9 protein-coding genes and 2 pseudogenes are annotated in these 18,971 nt (G+C 33.4%); 4 read left to right on the top strand and 7 right to left on the bottom strand.

Annotated elements, in window-relative coordinates; all coding sequences use genetic code 11:
- The first annotated feature begins 6 nt into the window (after nucleotides 1–6).
- Nucleotides 7–1,542 (top strand): murein biosynthesis integral membrane protein MurJ, encoded by a 1,536-nt coding sequence (gene murJ / locus MKX67_RS20460; RefSeq protein ID WP_307319521.1) that lies wholly within the window; start codon nucleotides 7–9, stop codon nucleotides 1,540–1,542.
- A gap of 62 nt (nucleotides 1,543–1,604) precedes the next feature.
- Here murJ and MKX67_RS20465 read toward each other — a convergent pair whose 3' ends face one another.
- From MKX67_RS20465 to MKX67_RS20480, 4 genes and pseudogenes are all read right to left on the bottom strand, one after another.
- On the bottom strand, nucleotides 1,605–2,903 hold the full coding sequence (locus MKX67_RS20465; protein WP_322909715.1) for an O-antigen ligase family protein: 1,299 nt from the start codon (nucleotides 2,901–2,903) through the stop codon (nucleotides 1,605–1,607).
- 166 nt (nucleotides 2,904–3,069) lie between these two features.
- The gene (locus MKX67_RS20470; protein ID WP_322909716.1) at nucleotides 3,070–5,847 is read right to left on the bottom strand and encodes an SH3 domain-containing protein; all 2,778 of its coding nucleotides are present in this window, start codon (nucleotides 5,845–5,847) and stop codon (nucleotides 3,070–3,072) included.
- A gap of 365 nt (nucleotides 5,848–6,212) precedes the next feature.
- Nucleotides 6,213–7,409: pseudogene (locus tag MKX67_RS20475) on the bottom strand (CDP-glycerol glycerophosphotransferase family protein); the annotation flags it as partial.
- Nucleotides 7,410–7,437: 28 nt separating this feature from the next.
- Nucleotides 7,438–10,764 (bottom strand): CDP-glycerol glycerophosphotransferase family protein, encoded by a 3,327-nt coding sequence (locus MKX67_RS20480; protein ID WP_322909717.1) that lies wholly within the window; start codon nucleotides 10,762–10,764, stop codon nucleotides 7,438–7,440.
- A gap of 426 nt (nucleotides 10,765–11,190) precedes the next feature.
- Here MKX67_RS20480 and tagD point away from each other — a divergent pair, with 426 nt between their 5' ends.
- Together tagD and MKX67_RS20490 are read left to right on the top strand one after the other, a co-directional pair.
- Nucleotides 11,191–11,589 carry a glycerol-3-phosphate cytidylyltransferase gene (gene tagD / locus MKX67_RS20485; protein ID WP_307315881.1) on the top strand — a complete coding sequence of 133 codons (399 nt, stop codon included), beginning with the start codon at nucleotides 11,191–11,193 and terminating at the stop codon, nucleotides 11,587–11,589.
- The gene (locus MKX67_RS20490) at nucleotides 11,582–12,796 is read left to right on the top strand and encodes a CDP-glycerol glycerophosphotransferase family protein (RefSeq protein WP_322909718.1); all 1,215 of its coding nucleotides are present in this window, start codon (nucleotides 11,582–11,584) and stop codon (nucleotides 12,794–12,796) included. The genes tagD and MKX67_RS20490 overlap by 8 nt, the downstream gene beginning before the upstream one ends.
- 24 nt (nucleotides 12,797–12,820) lie before the next feature.
- Here MKX67_RS20490 and MKX67_RS20495 read toward each other — a convergent pair whose 3' ends face one another.
- Entirely contained in the window at nucleotides 12,821–15,235 is a 2,415-nt protein-coding gene (locus tag MKX67_RS20495) for an N-acetylmuramoyl-L-alanine amidase (protein ID WP_322909719.1), read from the bottom strand.
- 254 nt (nucleotides 15,236–15,489) lie between these two features.
- Here MKX67_RS20495 and MKX67_RS20500 point away from each other — a divergent pair, with 254 nt between their 5' ends.
- Entirely contained in the window at nucleotides 15,490–16,413 is a 924-nt protein-coding gene (locus tag MKX67_RS20500) for a LytR family transcriptional regulator (RefSeq protein WP_322909720.1), read from the top strand.
- Nucleotides 16,414–16,465: 52 nt separating this feature from the next.
- On the opposite strand, the gene tagH (MKX67_RS20505) is transcribed toward MKX67_RS20500, so the two are convergent.
- Together tagH (MKX67_RS20505) and tagH (MKX67_RS20510) are read right to left on the bottom strand one after the other, a co-directional pair.
- The gene (gene tagH / locus MKX67_RS20505) at nucleotides 16,466–18,061 is read right to left on the bottom strand and encodes a teichoic acids export ABC transporter ATP-binding subunit TagH (RefSeq protein WP_322909721.1); all 1,596 of its coding nucleotides are present in this window, start codon (nucleotides 18,059–18,061) and stop codon (nucleotides 16,466–16,468) included.
- 121 nt (nucleotides 18,062–18,182) lie between these two features.
- A pseudogene (tagH, locus tag MKX67_RS20510) lies at nucleotides 18,183–18,968 on the bottom strand (teichoic acids export ABC transporter ATP-binding subunit TagH); the annotation flags it as partial.
- Nucleotides 18,969–18,971 lie beyond the last annotated feature (3 nt).

Here is an 18,971-nt window from a genome sequence, read left to right on the forward strand (position 1 = left end):
TTCATGATGAAAAAACAGCTTATCCAAGCTGCGGGACTCATAACAGGTATTGCAATCATTAGTAAGGTTCTGGGTTTTGTAAGAGAATTGCTTATGGCCTCTTATTTCGGTACTTCAACAGTGGCTGATGCTTACTTTGTAGCATCCATTATCCCTGTTTTATTATTCTCAGCAGTTGGCATGTCCATTACAACAGGTATCATCCCTCTATATGCTGAATTAAAAAAACAGCATTCACTAGAAGCACGAAACGTAGTAGGGGTACTTACGACTTTATTCCTCATTCTTGCATTAGCGATTACTGTCATCGCAATTCTATTCACCCCTATCATTACCCAATGGATGGCACCAGGGTTTACCGAAGAACAGTGGTATGTAACAAATGTATTAACGATTATCATGCTACCAAGCTTCTGCTTCTACGTTTTATCTGCCGTTTCAACTGGCATTTTAGAATACGAAAAGGAATTCGCACCACCAGCAATGGGAGCCATCCCGCAAAATATCCTGATTATCATTAGTATTGTCGTACTCTCACAGTTCTATGGGATATACGGTGTAGCCATTGCCACTTTGTTAGGAGCCATTAGTCAATTTCTTGTACAATACCCATTTATAAAGAAGTATAAAGTAATTCGACTTAATTTTCATTTTAAAACCTATTCTCTATTCATTAAAAGAACCTTTTTTTCTTTTATGCCATTAATTATTACGTCCATTGCTTTTCAGTTTAATACAGTCATTGATCGCTTTTTTGCATCTGGATTGATAGATGGTAGTGTTTCAGCCTTAAACTATGCAAACAAGCTGATGTTTCTGCCATTAAGTATCATTCTCCTATCCTTTATCACCGTGTTGTTTCCATCCATTATTGATACGGCGGCAGAGAATAAGAAAGAGCTTATACCACTGATCATTAGCGGTATGACGATTATTAGCTTAGTAGGCATACCTATTAGTGCGGTCATGTTAATAGAAAGCCGGACATTAATTGAAGTAGCTTATGAGAGAGGCGCATTCAATACGAACGCTACTACTATAACGAGCATTGCCTTTTTCTTTTATTCCATCGGTATGATCGCAATCGCATTAAAGGAATTTTTAAATCGTTCATTTATTGCCTTACAAAATGAGAAAATGACCATGATAGCTGCAATCGTCTCTATTATCGTCAATATCATTTTTAGTTTGATTTTAACACCTTTAATGGGCATTGGTGGTGTAGCCTTGGCTACTTCTATCAGCATGGTCTCACAGACGGCTGTTTTGCTATATTTTTTACGGAAGGAATTAGACATACCGAGAAAAGAGATGAAGGATTTATTATTTTCTCAAGGGAAAGTACTCACGATGTTCTTACTCGTAACTGGCGTTCTTTTCGGCTTACATAAGCTCTATCATTCCTACTTACCAGCACTGCTGTCGATATCAGTGACAACCTTCATCGCCGTCATTTTCACTATACTAGTCGCTACATTATTGAGAATATCCGAAATGGAAAAGTTGACTGAATGGGCAAGGACACTCAAGAGAAAATTCTAACATAATCAATCAAACGTTTGTTTAAAAATTGCGTTCATTCGAAATGTGCAGCTTGAGAATTCTTAGTTCATAGAATTCTCAAGCTGCACGTATTGGATTCCACAGGCTAGCCAAGCCATTAGTACAGCTAAATAAATACTCACACCAGGCGCTGTTAATACATGACCAGCGATAAAAGCGATACCAAGACCTAGAGCTATTCCAGTGAGTACTAAAATGACCTCTAAGTCCATCATTCGTTTCATATTTTGAAATGCTTGTTTAATCAATTGCCAAAGCATATAGACAAAGGGCAGCAAATATAAGCTAAACCCTATCATTCCTAATGAATAGAATAAATCTAAAAAATCCATCTCAATCGTTTTAGCTTCATCCGTAAAGTTGCCACCATAACCCATGCCAAAAAGCTTTTGCATCCAAGGCGCCTCTTGAAAATAAGCTTGATACTCTTCCCAGTAAGTTTTCCTGCCGCTATAGACAATGTTATCCTTTTGTTCACTTGTTATCACTTGTGTTTTCCCTTCTTCTTTTGAAACACCAAGCCAATCAAGCTGTAGCTCCATGTTATGGGCAACTGGAGTATATGGTGTCATAAGAATAAAAACAACAAACAAAATGCCAAGTGTAACTAATTTAGTTCTTTGTATGTATTCTCTTTTTACCAAACGAAGAACAATAGAGGTACCAATGCTGATAAGCAATGTAATCAAAATCGCCCCATAACCCACTTTCGTCCCTAAAGCCAGCAACCCATACATAACCGTGAGTAATCCTACCATTAACCACCACGAACCTTTTAAGGCAAAATATAGTACAACCGGTAACCCCATAGCCAAAATGGCACCAATCTCATTGCCAGCATAAAACCAGCCAACATGACCACTCTTCCAATAATCATAACTAGGAAACGCAGTATCAGAAAGCCCCGCCACCGTCATCATCGCCCCAGTCAAAATCACAGCTATCATCAAATAATAGAGCGGAGAAATCCTAAACCCTCTGCGAAAAACCACTAGAAAGAATAGAAAACAGACAACAAAATAAACATTTTTCAATAACCATTTCAGCTCAGTTCCCCACATAAAAACAGGTTTCATCGTAAACTGAACCCCAATCGAAATCACAATAAACAAGCCAAATAACAACAGATAGCCTAAAATCACGGGTTTTCTTACATATGATGTAAATAATAAGTAAACACATATAAATAATAAGAAACAAAAACGCATCGCTAAACCAAGCGTAAATGCCTGATCATTCAAACGAATAGACAAAGATGTAAGCACATCAATAATTGGCTGTAATAACAAAAAAAGCATACTCAGCCACAACACCTTATTTCTCTTTTCAGTCTTCAGCATAAATAAACAACCTCTTTGGTGGAATTTGTATGGTTTTAGTATGTGAGGAAATTGGGAATTTACTATAAGAGGTGCAAAATATGTTCATTAGATTTTCCCGTACTATTTTAGAAAAGAGAAACATGTAAACACAAAAAAACCGAGGGTATTCCCCTCGGTATAGTCATTATTTAAATTGCTGTAGTAAATCATAAGAAGAAGTATAAACTTTTGCTTGTTTTGCATTTGTAAAGGTTAAATAGTCACCGTAAATCCAACCTTGTTTACCATTAACTGAAATGCGATACCAAGTTGTATCATATGGATAACTGCCATTAGTTTTTACATCCGTGTTATATCCTAATACAATCACTTCAGTTGAAACTTTTAATGTGCCAATGACATTACTATTATTATTAACATAAGGGAACGATCTCCAATTCGCATTGGTGTTGATTGTTGCCTTCGTACCAGCCGGCATGTTTTTAACAACATCTGATGGATATGGCTTGCCTGCTGGAATATCCCTACTCCAATTACCTGATGGTGCAGGACCATTGCTCGTTACAACATTTGTAGACGAGTAGTACTTAGCGTCATACGGCTGTAAATCTTCCATTAACCGAGCAATTTTATTTTGCCAATCTTTATCCGTTGCATATTTTACATTCATGCCAATTAAGTCTGGTCCATTGTACCATTTACCATTAGGAGTTAAATAATCGGATTTCACTTGGTACGCTACATTACTAATACTATCTTCTACACTATCAAAATAGTAACCGCAAGTGAATGGACAAACATCATACGCCCCGTATCCATATAAGTTATTTTTATAATCGAACAAGTTGGATTGCTTTCCCCAACCAGTCTCTAAAATTGTATGCGCTACTAAGTAAGTTGCGTTTACCCCATATTTATTTTGAACATTAATAAATTCTTGGGCATAATCCTTTAACTTACTATCCCCATGACCTTTGCGATCAAATAAAGCTTTGATTTCCTGTACAGTCAGCTTTGCAGGTTTTCTTAAGTCAAGATTGAGATAACCTGGTTTTTCTGTACTGAGGTCATCTTTGTGGATGTAGCCTGTTACCCAATTTCCGTTTACAGAAACAGTAGCCCTGTACCATTCTGAAGTAAATGGATAAACTTTTAGTAAATCACCTTGTTTGTATTTTTTAATTGCACTAGAAGATTTTGACGCAATGTTATATACGTTCAAAGTGTCTGGCACTGCATATAATCGTACATCCTTCGAGGATTGCGAAGCATTTTCTACATGACTAGCTGCAATATAACCTGTTTGTTTTTTCCCATTCACATAGACTGTTGCCTTATACCAACCACTAATAAAGGATTCATATTTCAATATGCTACCGATCTTATATGATTTCCATGTACCGGAAGTTACATTCGCCATTTTATAAATAGGAGTAGATGATTTCAATGCCACCCCTTGATAAGTAGCAGGGTTTTTTACAGGGATTTCCACATCAGAGGCATGGATATATCCTGTTTGTGGCTTGCCACCAATATAAACAGTAGCCTTATACCACCCTGTAATAAATGTCTCAAATTTTAATAATGTTCCTTTAGCATATGACTTATGGGAACCAGAGCTTCTAGAAGCACTTTTATACACATTAACAGAATCTTTCGATGCTACGCCATGTAATGTTTCTGGATTAGTTGTAGGTAAGGAAACATCTGAAGACTTTATGTACCCAGTGGTTGCTTTACCATTAATATAGACCGTGGCAGAATACCATCCAGAAATAAAACTTTGGAACTTCAAGATACTACCTTGTGAATAGGTTTTTAAAGTTTTAGAACTTGTAGTTACTTGTTGATAAACTTTTGTTGGTGATTGTAAACCTACACCCTGATAAGTATTTGGCTGAGAAGTAATATTTTCTACATCACCTTTGTATATATAACCCGTTTGCCATTTTCCATTTACAGAAACGGTAGCCTCATACCAACTTGAAGTTAGGGTAGTATACTTCAAGACGCTTCCAGTATTATATGATCTTAGTACACTTGCATTTTTTGATGCCTTAGAATAAACCTTTGTAGTTGTAGTTGCTACTCCTCGAAGTGTTTTCTTATCTTGAATGTTCTCTACGTCTGTCTTTTTAATGAAACCGTCGCGCCACTTTCCATTTACTGATACAACCGCTTTATACCAATCGTTATTATAAGCTTCATATTTCAGGATTGACCCTTGAGCATAATTTTTTAAAGGCTTGGCACTTTGATTAGCGCTATCATAAATTACAGTCGGGCTTTTAAGTGCAGCACCATAGAGTGTTTGACTGACAGTTGCAGCAAATGTAGACATTCTTGCTTTAGGCTCTACAACCTCTTCTTTTTCTTCTTGGCTAACTTCCAATTCTCCATCGAGATCTTCACTTGGTGTACTTTCTTCCATCTCAATAGAATCAGTTTCTTCTAAAGAGGAAGCGTTGTCCTCAGGTTCCTCTACTGTTAAATTCTCACTTTTATCTAAGTTTTCTTGTGAGTTGTTTTGAGGAACCTCATGGTCTTCAGCCACATCGATTTCTTCCGTTTCGCCCGGCTCATTCTTTGCCTCTTCATCATGATTGTTTAAATCAAATAGCCTTGCTTCGCGGAATTCATTCGCTTCCGCTTTTTCTACAATTCTACTATTCTCTATATAACCTTGTTTTGTTTCTGTTTCATCCTCAAAAGAATATTCTACAAAGGAAAAATATTGTCCCCAGTTTAATACCAATACTTCAGAATCATCTTTTATAGTAAATAAAACTTCTGATTCACTATTTTCTTCTTCGTAGACAGAAATATCACCATCAATTTCTTCAGCAAATACCATTGCCACATATGTTTCAGGTAGAGATTCCGCTTTAACAAACGAAATATTCTGTGGTATACTCTGTAAAATTAATAGCAAGACTAAAAAACTAACAAATATTTTTTTCACTACTTTTCCCCCATGTAAATCTATACTTTATCTTAGGGATACATGTAGCGGTCCTTACATAACTATCAGATTTACACTTGAAGCAAATATTTAATTTTTCAAAAAACCGGTAGCTATCATAAGAGATTTCCTCTACACGCCCACCTAATACTAAATAAAACTCTACACCTCCTAAACTCACAAAATTCACTTTACCAAAGCCATTGACTAGTAACCAGCATTACTTTTAATATCGACAATTTGTCTTATATTTTTACAATTTTTTATAGATTGCAGTTCTTTTGACGCGTATTTATTCCTACACAAGCAACAAAAAAAACGTACAAAAGGCACTTTTAAGATGCTTTTGTACGCTTAACTTTATATTAAACATTTTCCACTTTTCCAAAGACTGTTTCTACAACTTTCTTGCTTGATTTTCCTTCTTCAAGAGAACAAAACCTGTTATAAAATTCATCAAAATATAGTGGAAGCTTAAAATTATTCTTCTCTAATAATTTAATTTCTTCGATTAATTGTTCTGTTTCTTTCACTAATGGTCCAGGCGCATACTTCTCAAAATCAAAGTAAAAACCTCTTAATTGATCACGATAACTCTCTATATCATAAACATAAAATAACATAGGTCTTCTTAGATTGGCATAGTCAAAGAACACAGATGAATAATCAGTAATCAACAAATCAGAGATTAAATATAATTCCCTTATATCTTCATAAGTTGATACATCATATACGAATGGTTTGTAAGAAGTTATATCTATATTTTCAGCAATCAAATAATGCATTCTTAATAGAATAACATATTCATCACCTAAGGATTCTTTCAAGCTTTGTAAATCTAACTTTAAATTGAATCTATACATCCCTACTTGATGGTATTCGTTGTCTCTCCAAGTGGGAGCATATAAGATTACCTTTTTATTCAGTGGTATGTTTAATTTTAATTTAATTCGTTTTATTGTATCTTCTTCGTTACCCAAGTTTAAAATATCGTTTCTCGGGTAACCAGATTCAATAATTTGCTTATTAAAATTGAAGGCTCTACAAAAGATTTCTGTAGAATACTGATTAGGTGAAATTAAATAATCCCACCTAGAAGATTCCTCTAAAAAGTTTCTCTTATATTTTTCTGTCGTTGTCCCAGGCATATGAACTTCATTCATATCTGCTGCCAACTTTTTCAATGGCGTACCGTGCCATGTTTGCAGATAAATTGTATTCTTGGGTTTCGGAATCCATAATGGAGTCCGGCTGTTAAAAACCCAGTATTTTGCTCTTGCCATAATTAATAACCATGAAATCGAAAATCTATTAATAGTTTGTAAATCCTTGCCTTTAAATGCTTCTTCATACCTAGGGTCAATACTCCAATACATATCATAACCCGTACTATTTATCTTTAAATACTCGTATATAGCTCTAGGATTACAACTATATTGTTTTCCCAAAAAACTTTCAAAAACGATTACATTTTTCCTTGCTGGTAACATACCAAGGACTTTAAATATTAATCGGTATACCTTCTTAATTATACCTAACTTTTTTATTTTCGAAAGCACTCTCCATCACCTTAGTACTCGTCAATACAATTTATTCACTAAAAAATTGGTTGACTATTTTATTTGAAGCATTCCCATCTTCTAAAGAACAGTACTTATCTTTAAACTGTTGATATTTATTACTGTACTTTAGATGTACATTTTGAATTTCTTTAACTGACTGGACAATATCCTCAGTATTATACAGAAAAGGACCAGGTGCTTCTTTTTCAAAATCCATATAAAACCCTCGAACGTCATTCTTATATTCTTCAAAATCATATGTGAAAAACAAAAGTGGTTTTCCTGTATTAGCATAATCAAACATAACTGAGGAGTAATCTGTCATTAATATATCACTGATCAAATATAGCTCCTGAATTTCTGGATAGTTCGATACATTGTATACAAACTCTCTTAGTTCACTAGGTATTGTTAGTTTATTACTAATGACGACGTGCATCCTAACTAAAAGAATGTACTCATCTCCTAATTCTTGCTTCATTCTATTCAAATCCATATTTAGTTCAAACATAAATTTATTCGTACCTTGTGTTACATTATCCCTAAATGTTGGAGCGTATAAAATAATTTTCTTATCGTTAGGGATATTTAGTTGTCTCTTAATAGTAGCAATTTTCTTCTCATTACTATCCTTATAAAAAATGTCATTTCTAGGGTATCCTATTTCTAATACCTCTCCTTCATACTTAAATGCGCTTCTAAATGCATTTGTCGCATATTGACTAGGTGAAATTAGATAATCCCAATTCTTCGTGGCACTATGAACTCTTTCTAGATAAGTATCATCCCTACCTTGAATTGTCTCTATATCAAATAACATTCGCTTCAAAGGTGTGCCGTGCCATGTTTGAATATAAATAGTATCAGTTCTTTTCTTAATATATGTCGGGAAGTTTTGATTATTAATCCAATACTTAGCTCGAGCTAAGTAATAATAATACCTAATACTTAACCTTTTAACCTTTATTGTAGAAGGGTCCATGAAACGTTTGTTCTTATTGTATATCCATACAGTTTTATATTTTTTATCTCTCTTGACTAACTCTTCATAGATATACCTTGGACTATCAGCATATTGCTTCCCTAAACCACTTTCAAAAATTATTAACTTTTCATCGATTGGTAAGACAAGCTTCATTATTTTATATAAAACTTTTACAATCGGGAAATATAAACTTCCTTTTCTAAACCTTTTATATATGGCTCTAATATATTCACTTCCATATAATATTTCCTTTACAGACTTTCTTTTATGCTTCAACTTTTCAGTTGCTTTATAAATTCTTTCACAAGATTTTTCATCTTTGTATTTCAAGAATTTTTTTGCTCTTATAATATTTTCTGGTTTAGTTTTAAAATCCTTTTCAGCATACAGTTCTAACGTTTTTAAAATTTCCTCATGATCATATAAAATATCTCCAGGTAAATCATTATCTAAATCAAGATGTGATGGCCTCTTACCAATAAACCTATTTCTATCGAATTGATAGTAAATAATTGGTTTTTCTAAAAAGCTAAAATCAAATGCAACACTTGAATAATCGGTTATCATCAAGGAACTTTCTTTTAAAAGATCTTGGACATCAACTTCCCCTTGTGTAACTATCTTAATAGGGCTATCGTTAAAAAACGATGAAAATCTTTGCATATTGGGGTGTAGACATAAAACTATATCAAAATTATATTTTTTTGATAGTTCATGGAGCTTTGGATGATTAACAAGTTGTTTATATCTAGCGAAATACTCACTTTCGAAAAAAACTTCGTCATTAACAATCCACTCTCGCCACGTAGGTATAATTAATAACTGCCTTTTTACTTTAGTTTTATTATCAAATAAGCTATCAAATCTAGAAAGACCAGTAACTGCTACAGTATCTGGTGAATAACCAAAGTCTTGTACAATTATATTTTTTTCATAATCTGAACTAACGATAAACATGTCTGTATCAAAACTTGGAGAATTTACTCCATAGAAATGTTTTGTGTTTTTAGTTCCTATAACACCATGTTGGAGAAATACTTTTTTAGCTTTAACCAATTTCTTAAACTTTTCAGTTCTCATTGGGAATAAATAATCTGCATGATGAGAACCCAATATTTTTGATGCCATAAGAGTATACAATATATGTTTTTTAGATCCATATATTAGAATGTTCCCTAATGATTCTACATTCCTTCTCTCAGGAGAATCCTCTTCTATAACATAATATACATTCTTATTTGGATGGTTTTCTCTCATATATTTAAAAAAACGATATCCTGTATCCTGAGCTTTATATGGACGTTCACCAACAATCCAAATATCCTTTCTTTTATAGAAAGGTCTTAATAACCATGCAAAATTTACCACATTATTCAAATAACCAAAGATATCTTCCTTAAACTTATTTACTTGCAAAGATAAATTAAAATGCTTGATGGTAAAATATGGGGTCAACACTAGAACATTGTTACCCTCTTTAAAATTAACTTCTTTAGAATATCTCTTAACTTTTCTATTTGGACGCCCTAACCTAACAGTTTTAGCTTCAATTTTATTTCCAAAATCGATTTCAAAAAAGAAATCAAATATATCTTCTACAACTAAATCCATACCCTTATAATTATTAAATTCAATGGAAGCATAAAAATCGTATAAATGTCTCCCACTTGAATTATAGGATTTTTCATTGTTTATTTTTATATCGACTGGTATATTTATTTTATTTCCAGACTCTCTTCCAGAAAGTAACAATGAAGCACTTTTCACTTCCATATACTTAGTGTTTAAAGTACCTTCTAAGCTAAATACATCACTATTAGATTCAATTTTAGTCAATTTCACAATAGGCTTTATAGATATTTCACTGTCTACTGCCATTGATAATATTTTTGATTTATTGATATATAATTGCATGGAGGAATCTGTGTCTTCTACCTTTTGTAGCCCAGTACAAATGGTTTCTAGATATTTACCTATTGGGCTCAAATATTCTATAAATTGTTGATTACCTTCGACGATTTCTTCAAACTCATGTTTACTTATTTTTTCAAAGCGTTTTTCACTTAATTGCTCTCTCGGAACCCTTATTAGAAAGAAAAAATCATATATTCCTTCTGTTAGTGATTCTTTATATTGAAATAAGTTAAATTCAAATGAGAATATGTTGGTTGCTTTCATTTCTGCTAATTTGCAACTAAAATCCCTCTCCCTAGACTTCACCCAAACTTCTTTCACAGTATAACCATTCAATAATTCACCGGTTATCGTAATATTCATCATACTATCTTGAATAATATTTAATTTCTTTTTAAATCCATTATTTTTTCCTTTCTTAGAAAAGAATACTTTTTTTAGACGTTTAAAAGCCATGATTGTTATTCTCCACCTTATATTTCCAAATTGAATTTTATGTTATTTTCTTGTTTTAAACGTTCACTTTAAACCTCTCTACAATTATCACAAATTTAATAACGTTGTCAATAAAACCTTTAATCATACGATATATGTACTATCTATTGTAACCTTTTTTAAACAATGTATTTAAAAAACTAATTACGTACAAATAACATTTCTTACATTATGATAAAAATAACCTTGAATTTTAGCTTTATGACTTAAATTGATATATAATACTTACATAAGGTGAATTGTTGGAGGAATTAGCCATAATAACCAACTTTCTAACTTGATAAGACTATCAATTTGTTTTAAAATTGAACTATTGATTTTTACAAAAAACGACATTTACCAACGAAATTATAAATTTTACTAAACCTATTCTAGGAGGTTTTTCGTATGAAAAAGGTATTAACATATGGCACTTTTGATTTATTGCACTGGGGCCATATTAATCTATTAAAAAGAGCAAAGGACCTTGGAGATCATTTAACAGTTGCTATTTCTTCTGACGAATTTAACAAAATTAAAGGTAAAGAAGCTTACCACAGTTTTGAAAACAGAAAAATGATTCTAGAATCTATTCGTTATGTAGATAAGGTCATTGCTGAAGATAACTGGGATCAAAAAGTTCAAGATGTAATTAATAACGATATTGATGTTTTTGTTATGGGCGATGATTGGGAAGGAAAATTTGATTTTTTGGAAGAATATTGTGAAGTAGTATACTTGCCTCGAACAGTAGGTATTTCTACATCTAAAATTAAAAACGATCTTTTCGAAGTACAAAATGGCTAGAGAAATAGCTATAAATATCTACTTATTCTTTTTTGGAATGGTCTTTAAATTTTTTAATATTCTTTTTCCAAGTAAGGATAAAGTTGTTCATGTAGTTTCTTTTTCTGAGAATAGCATAAATATATATAAAGAATGGAAGCGACAAGAGCAATCTTGTCGCACTATTTTTTTATTGACGAAAAGTTCATTAACATCTGAATTCAATGCTATTAAACAAGATGATGATCAAATTTTACAATTCACCCCATCATCACCCATCGCCTTTTTAGAAGGCTTGTTTCATCTGGCAACGACAAAAATTGTTTTAGTCGATAATTACTATGGTTTTTTAGCAAATATTCGATTTAAAACAGAGGTGAAGTGTTACCAACTTTGGCATGCGAATGGAGCGATTAAACGTTTCGGATTGAAGGATCCTTCAAATAAAAAAAGAAGTAAACAAGCATTAATACGTTTTCAAAAAGTATATAAACAGTTCCACCAAGTCATTGTTGGATCGGATAAAATGAAGGAAATTTTTAAAGAAGCGTTTAACCTAAACGAAAATCACTTCCTACCTATTGGGATACCAAGAACAGATGTGTTTTTTCACGAAGAAAGTATTTATAAGAAAAAAGAGCGATTACTGCAACAATATCCTGAACTGCGTACCAAGAAATTAATACTATATGCCCCTACATTTAGGGATGAGAACTTAGAGACTTATGAGCTCAAAATTGACTTAGAACTATTGTATCAAGATCTAAGAGATTCCGATTACCTCATACTTTTAAAGCTTCATCCAGCAATCAGAAATACAGTAACTATCGATGACAGTATGAAAGATTTTGTTTATGATTTCTCTCACTTTGCTAACACCAATGAATTACTTTTCATAACAGATATTTTAGTAACAGATTATTCTTCTATTCCATTTGAATTTTCATTACTGAATAAACCTATGATTTTTTATCCATATGATTTAAATCATTATAAAGAAAGTAGAGGGTTTTGGACCGAATATAAAGAACTTGTACCCGGTCCCGTTGTTTCTTCCACTAATGAGCTAATTGAAGTCATTCGTCAGCAAAGTTTTGATTACCATTTAATAAATACATTTAATCATGAGTGGAATACTAATAATGACGGTAAAGCGAGTTATCGATTCGTGAAATATTTACAAGCAGACTTACATTCTGAACATAAAAAAGTAGAGCGTAACCAATAGTTACGCTCTTCCTTTATACTTATTTTAATTAAAGTATTGATTCAAACCGTTATAAATTCCTTTAGCTGCTTTTTTCTGATAAGCTGCTTTCGTAACAACATCATATTCTTCAGGGTTTGAAAGAAATCCTAACTCTACTAAGACTGCCACATTTTGATTCTCACGAATGACATGGAAGTTCCCATTATTTTTAACCCCACGATCTCGTAACCCTGTTTCAGCGACAACGCCATCTTGAATCAATTGGGCTAGCTCTCGTTCATTCTCATTAGAAGGTAAATAATAGGTTTCAATTCCATTAGGACTAGGGTCTGGATTTGAATTATAGTGAATGCTAATGAAAGCATCTGCACTATATTGATGGCTAATTTCTACACGTTCAGCTAATGTTAAATATACATCAGTAGACCGAGTCATGATTACCTCAGCTCCTGCGGCATTTAAATAAGAACGCAGATAATTAGCGGTGTTAAGATTCAAGTCTTTTTCTATGCCCATTGCCCCTGGGTCATGACCACCATGTCCAGGATCAAGCACAATAACTTTTCCTTGTAATCCTTTTTCCATCGTATTCGTTTTAATATAACCAGTATGAGCTTTTCCATTTACAATCACAGTCACTTCATACCAATTCGATGTAAAGGTTTTATATTTAATTTTGGAACCTTTACTATAAGTTTTCAAGACACTAGACGTATTAGAGGCCTTTGTATAAACTGTCACTTTTGATTGTGCTGTACCTGTTAATGTTTGTTGTGGGTTTTTACTATTTTCAACATCTTTTTTATTGATATAACCTGTTGTTGCTTTTCCATTTACATAAACAGTTGCTTCGTACCAGTTGTCAGTATACGAACGATACTTAAGGATGGACCCAGAGCCATAGCTTTTCAGCACATTAGCTGAAGTTGATTCGTCTGCATATACCTTTGTTGGCGAGGCCAAAGCCACTCCTCTATAATCAGTTCTAGCTGCATCCTCGTCAATAGTTGCGCTTTTTTGAATATAGCCTGTTGTTGCTTTTCCATTTACATAGACAGTTGCTTCATACCAATTCTTCGTGAAGGTTTTATATTTAAGGGTACTACCTTCATTATAGCTTTTTAGGATACTTGAGCTTGTTGAAGTACTGCTATATACATTGACACGTTTTTTAGCAATGCCACTGAGTGTCTCTTGCTTCGCATCACTATTGATTACATCACTTTTATGAATATAACCCGTAGTCGCTTTTCCATTCACATAGACAGTCGCTTCATACCAATTCTCAGTATGTGTTCTGTATTTTACACTTGTACCTTCATTATAGCTTTTCAACACATTAGATGATTTTGATAATCCGCTATACACATTGAGTTTTTCATTTTTCACCACACCATTTAACGTAGATTGTGGTGTGTTTTCTGGAATCACATCATCTTCATGAATGAAGCCATATTGCCATTTACCATTTACATAAACTCTCGCTTCATTCCATTGAGCAGAATATGTTTGGTACACAACCGTATGCCCTTCCTTATAACTCTTTAAGACATTCGAGTTTTTAGACGGTGTAGCATAAACATGTAGATTCTCGTTATAAACGATTCCTCTCGAACTCTCTTGCTTTTCAACAAGTAAGTCAACATCATCACTATTGATGTAACCAGCTACTGCCTTACCATTTACATAAACAGTTGCTTGTAACCATTGATTATTTGACTTTTCAAATTTAAGAATTTTACCTTGAGAGTAGCTCTTTAACACTGTAGAATTTCGACTGGATTCTGTGTAAACATTTGTGGGGTTTTTAAGTGCGACACCTTGTACAGTAACTAAAGCTTTACTCATAAGCATTCTTGATTTTACAGGTTGCTCATCACTTACTTCCTGTTCATCTGGTACCGCTTGTTGTTCTTCTTCTTTTAATTCATCTTTTTGACTTTCTTCTTCAGTGAGTTCATCCTCTTCAGTAAGATTATCTTGTCCTTCTGTTGAGTCGATAGAAGTATTCTCCTCACTTACCGCCTCTTCCTCATTAGGAGCATTCTCTTGCGGTTCTTCTGTCAAAGGGGTCTCAATCGTTTCTTCCTGTTTCTCATCACTTAGCTCTTCTTCATCAGGTTTATCTTGAACAATCGCATATTGATCAATTTCTTCATTAAGGACGTAACCAAGTACTTCATTATCTTCTTCGTCCTTTGTTTGAATATAAGAGTACTCGTCCCCTAATTCTACGATATCAAATACTGAATCTTTAATTAAATGAAATAAAATCTCGCTTTCTTGTGAATCTTCAAGATATACAGCAACTTGTTGTTCTTCATTTACAACATATGTAATTGGTTCTTGTTCAACACTTTTATTATTTATCTCATTCGCATATCCTATATTCGAAGTTAAACCGAATACTAATAAAGCAATAAGAAACATGGAAATATGTTTCTTTAGTTTAGTCATTTTCTCCTCCTCTTCTAAAGTTATGATACTTTATAACTAATTTTCCAGTAGTGCTAAATTCTACATACCCCACCATTCATATTAACATATTAAAATATGACAGTATTTATTATTTTTTTTACATTCACTTTACGAATGAGAAGAACTTTTGTCTAATACTGTCTATTTTACATTTATTTTATATCCACCGAACTAATAATTTGGTATTCTATAACATATATCGATTAAATTAACATTTATATGGAGGAAAAGAAATGCGTAGCCAACCTAAGAAAAAGAAGCCGTTATGGTTAAAAATAACTGGTTCTATTGTTCTGTTAATAGTCATTGCAGTTGGCATCTATGGGTTAATGGTCTATCGTTCTGTTTCAGGGGCTGTAGAAACGATGCATCAACCAATCAAGTATAAAACAGAGAAAAGAGAGCAGGAGCTTACACTGACTGAGAAAGAGCCATTTTCTGTTTTAATGCTCGGAGTAGATGAAAGAAGCGGAGACAAAGGGCGTTCAGATACAATCATTGTTATCACTGTTAATCCAAATGACCAATCAATGAAAATGTTAAGCATCCCAAGAGATACACGTACAGAAATTGTCGGTAAGGGCATTGATGATAAGATTAATCATGCTTATGCATTCGGCAATGAGGAAATGGCAATGGCCACGGTGGAAAACTTCCTTGATATCCCAATTGATTATTATATTAAGGTAAATATGGAAGGATTTAAAGATATTGTTGATGCGGTTGGAGGCATTACAGTTAACAGTTCCCTCGCATTTGCACAAGGGAATTCTTCCTTTACAGAAGGGACAAACACCTTAAATGGCGACGAAGCATTATCCTATGTCAGGATGAGAAAAGAAGATCCAAACGGTGACTTCGGTCGTCAAGACCGTCAGCGTCAAGTGATTCAAGGAGTCATTAAAAAAGGGATGAGCATTAACACACTCACAAACTATGATGACATCTTAGATGCGTTAGGAAAAAATGTTAGAACGAACTTGTCTTTCAACGAAATGCGTGATATCCAAAAAAATTATAAAAATGCAGTCGGAAAAATTGACCAACTAACCATATCCGGAAATGGTCAGCGTATCAATGATATTTGGTATTTAATCGTTTCGAATGAAGAGCAATTAAAAGTACAAGAAGAATTGAAATCACACTTAGATATATAAGAAAAAAAGGTCTTATTCTATCAACCTATTCGGTTAAGAATAAGACCTTTTTTTAACTTCTTTTAATCAACTGAAGTGAGCTTATTGTTCCATCTTCTACTCCTTGAAATAAGTAATCAAATTCTTCTCCATGATATAAGAAAGATTTCGTCTCTTCTAACTCCATATCTGGTTCTCCTAATTGATTAAATAAGGTATCTGTAGATGGACCATTCATATCAATAATCACACCATTGATTACTTCATCTTTGTAAATAAATTCTGTATGTTCAAGAGGTTCCTCCATCACTTGCCCTTTCCCTAAAGTATTCATAACAGTTTCTAGAGGGATATCAGGACCGACAATGCCATTTAATTTGTTCTCAATCTCTTGGTCAACAACTGTATTATTTAATCTTGCCAAAACCGTTGTACTAACCCAGCCTTCCTCATTATCATTTAGTTGGATTTTAGCCCATCCGTCTTCTTCTTCTAATACTTCATATGGAAAACCAAAAATAGCAAAGTCTATTGCTTCACTTTCCATTGTTGGCTCTTGTCTTATATTAGCACTTGAGACAGTTATATACCTAATATCTAATGATTCATCCTTTAAACCTTCTTCTATAACTTTGGGTTCTTCTGATCCTGCAGATGATTCAGTTTGGTTGTTCTTCACAGTCGGAGTCGCTGAGTGATAATTATTTATTAAAACTAGCGTGCTAACGGATAATAATATTAAGAGTGCACTTAATCCTAAAACAAATTTCCATTTTTTACGACTAGGTTTTGTACGTTTTTTTACTCTTGAACTTCGCTGAATATCACTAGAACCAATGTTAGCATTATCGGGTTCAATGTTGTCAGTATAATTATTCAACTGACTACGCCTATCTAAAATATCCTGTCTAAATTTCTTCTGTTCCTCTTTGGTTAGTGATTTAAAATCCTTTAGGAACTTTTCATACTTTGGAATAATTTCATCGATAGTCCCGTAATCTCTCACTTCTCCCGCCTCTAGCCATAATGCTTTATCACAGAACTTCTTTACCTGTGCAATACTATGACTAATAAAGAAGATGGTTTTACCTTTTTGTTTAAATTCATTCATCTTATCTAAACATTTATCAGTAAAGGTTTGGTCACCAACCGAGAGGGCTTCATCAATGACAATAATATCAGGATCAATATTTACAGAAATGGCAAAGCCTAATCGTGACTTCATACCACTAGAATAGTTTTTAACTGGTTGGTCGATAAACTTACCAATATCAGCAAAGTCAATAATCTCAGGCATCAGCTGCTTAATTTCTCTCTTATTAAACCCTAACATGAGACATTTTAATTCAATATTCTCTCGACCTGTTAATTGATTGTTAAGCCCTGATGCAATAGCAATAAGCGATGCACTACCATTAATCGTTATATTACCAGTGGTAGGAGGTACTACTCCTGTAATAAGATTGGACAGTGTAGATTTTCCAGCACCATTAATACCAATCACACCAATGACATCACCTTGGTAAGCAGTGAAGTTGATATGTTGCAATCCGTAGAAATCTTCACCGTATCCTTTAGGTACGAATATATCTAATAGTTTTTCTTTATTGTTTTGATACATTTTAAAACGCTTCGTTACATTTTCAAAATGAACTGATTCAATGGCCATATCTTTTTCCCCATTATTTATTAAATTAGTCCTTTTTACTATACCAAATTTTGCAAAGAAAAAAAGGCTAAAAATCAATTTAGCCTCACACTTCATAAACATTTATTTAATTTGTTACAAGTCCTGCTTGCTTCTTCATTGCCTTTTCTTTAAAGGCACGCTTCTCGGAAGCATTCATCGCTTTATATTCCTTTAAGAAAGCCTGATATTTTGGCATGACTTCTTTAATCGGACCAAACTCTCTCACTTCACCATACTCCAGCCAAAGTGCTTTCTCACAGAAACGATTCATTTGACCAATCGAGTGACTAATAAAGAAAATTGTTTTTCCTTTTGCTTTAAACTCATTCATCTTATCTAAGCATTTATCGGCAAATGTCTGATCACCTACTGAAAGTGCTTCATCAATCACTAATATATCCGGATCAATATTTACAGAAATAGCAAAGCCTAAACGTGATTTCATCCCACTGGAATAGCTTTTGACCGGTTGATCAATAAATTTACCTATATCAGCAAAATCAATAATTTCCGGCTCTAACTCTTTAATCTGCGCTTTACTAAAACCGAGCATCAGACATTTTAATTCGATATTTTCGCGCCCAGTCAATTGATTATTCAAACCTGAATTGACAGCAATTAATGCCGTCTTCCCATTGATGGTTACCTCCCCTGTAGTAGGTGGGATAATGCCGGCAAGGATATTGGACAGCGTAGATTTACCAGAACCATTCACTCCAATAAATCCAACAACGTCACCTTTTTCAGCTGTAAAACTAACATTTTGCAACGCGTAAAAATCTTCACCATAACTTTTCGGTAATAAAATATCTAATAACTTTTCCTTATTACCATCATACATTTTATATTTTTTTGTAATATTGTTTAAAACAACTGAATGTTCCATAAT

It is taken from the genome of Cytobacillus sp. FSL W7-1323 (assembly GCF_038595015.1).
GTDB lineage: Bacteria > Bacillota > Bacilli > Bacillales > Cytobacillaceae > Cytobacillus > Cytobacillus kochii.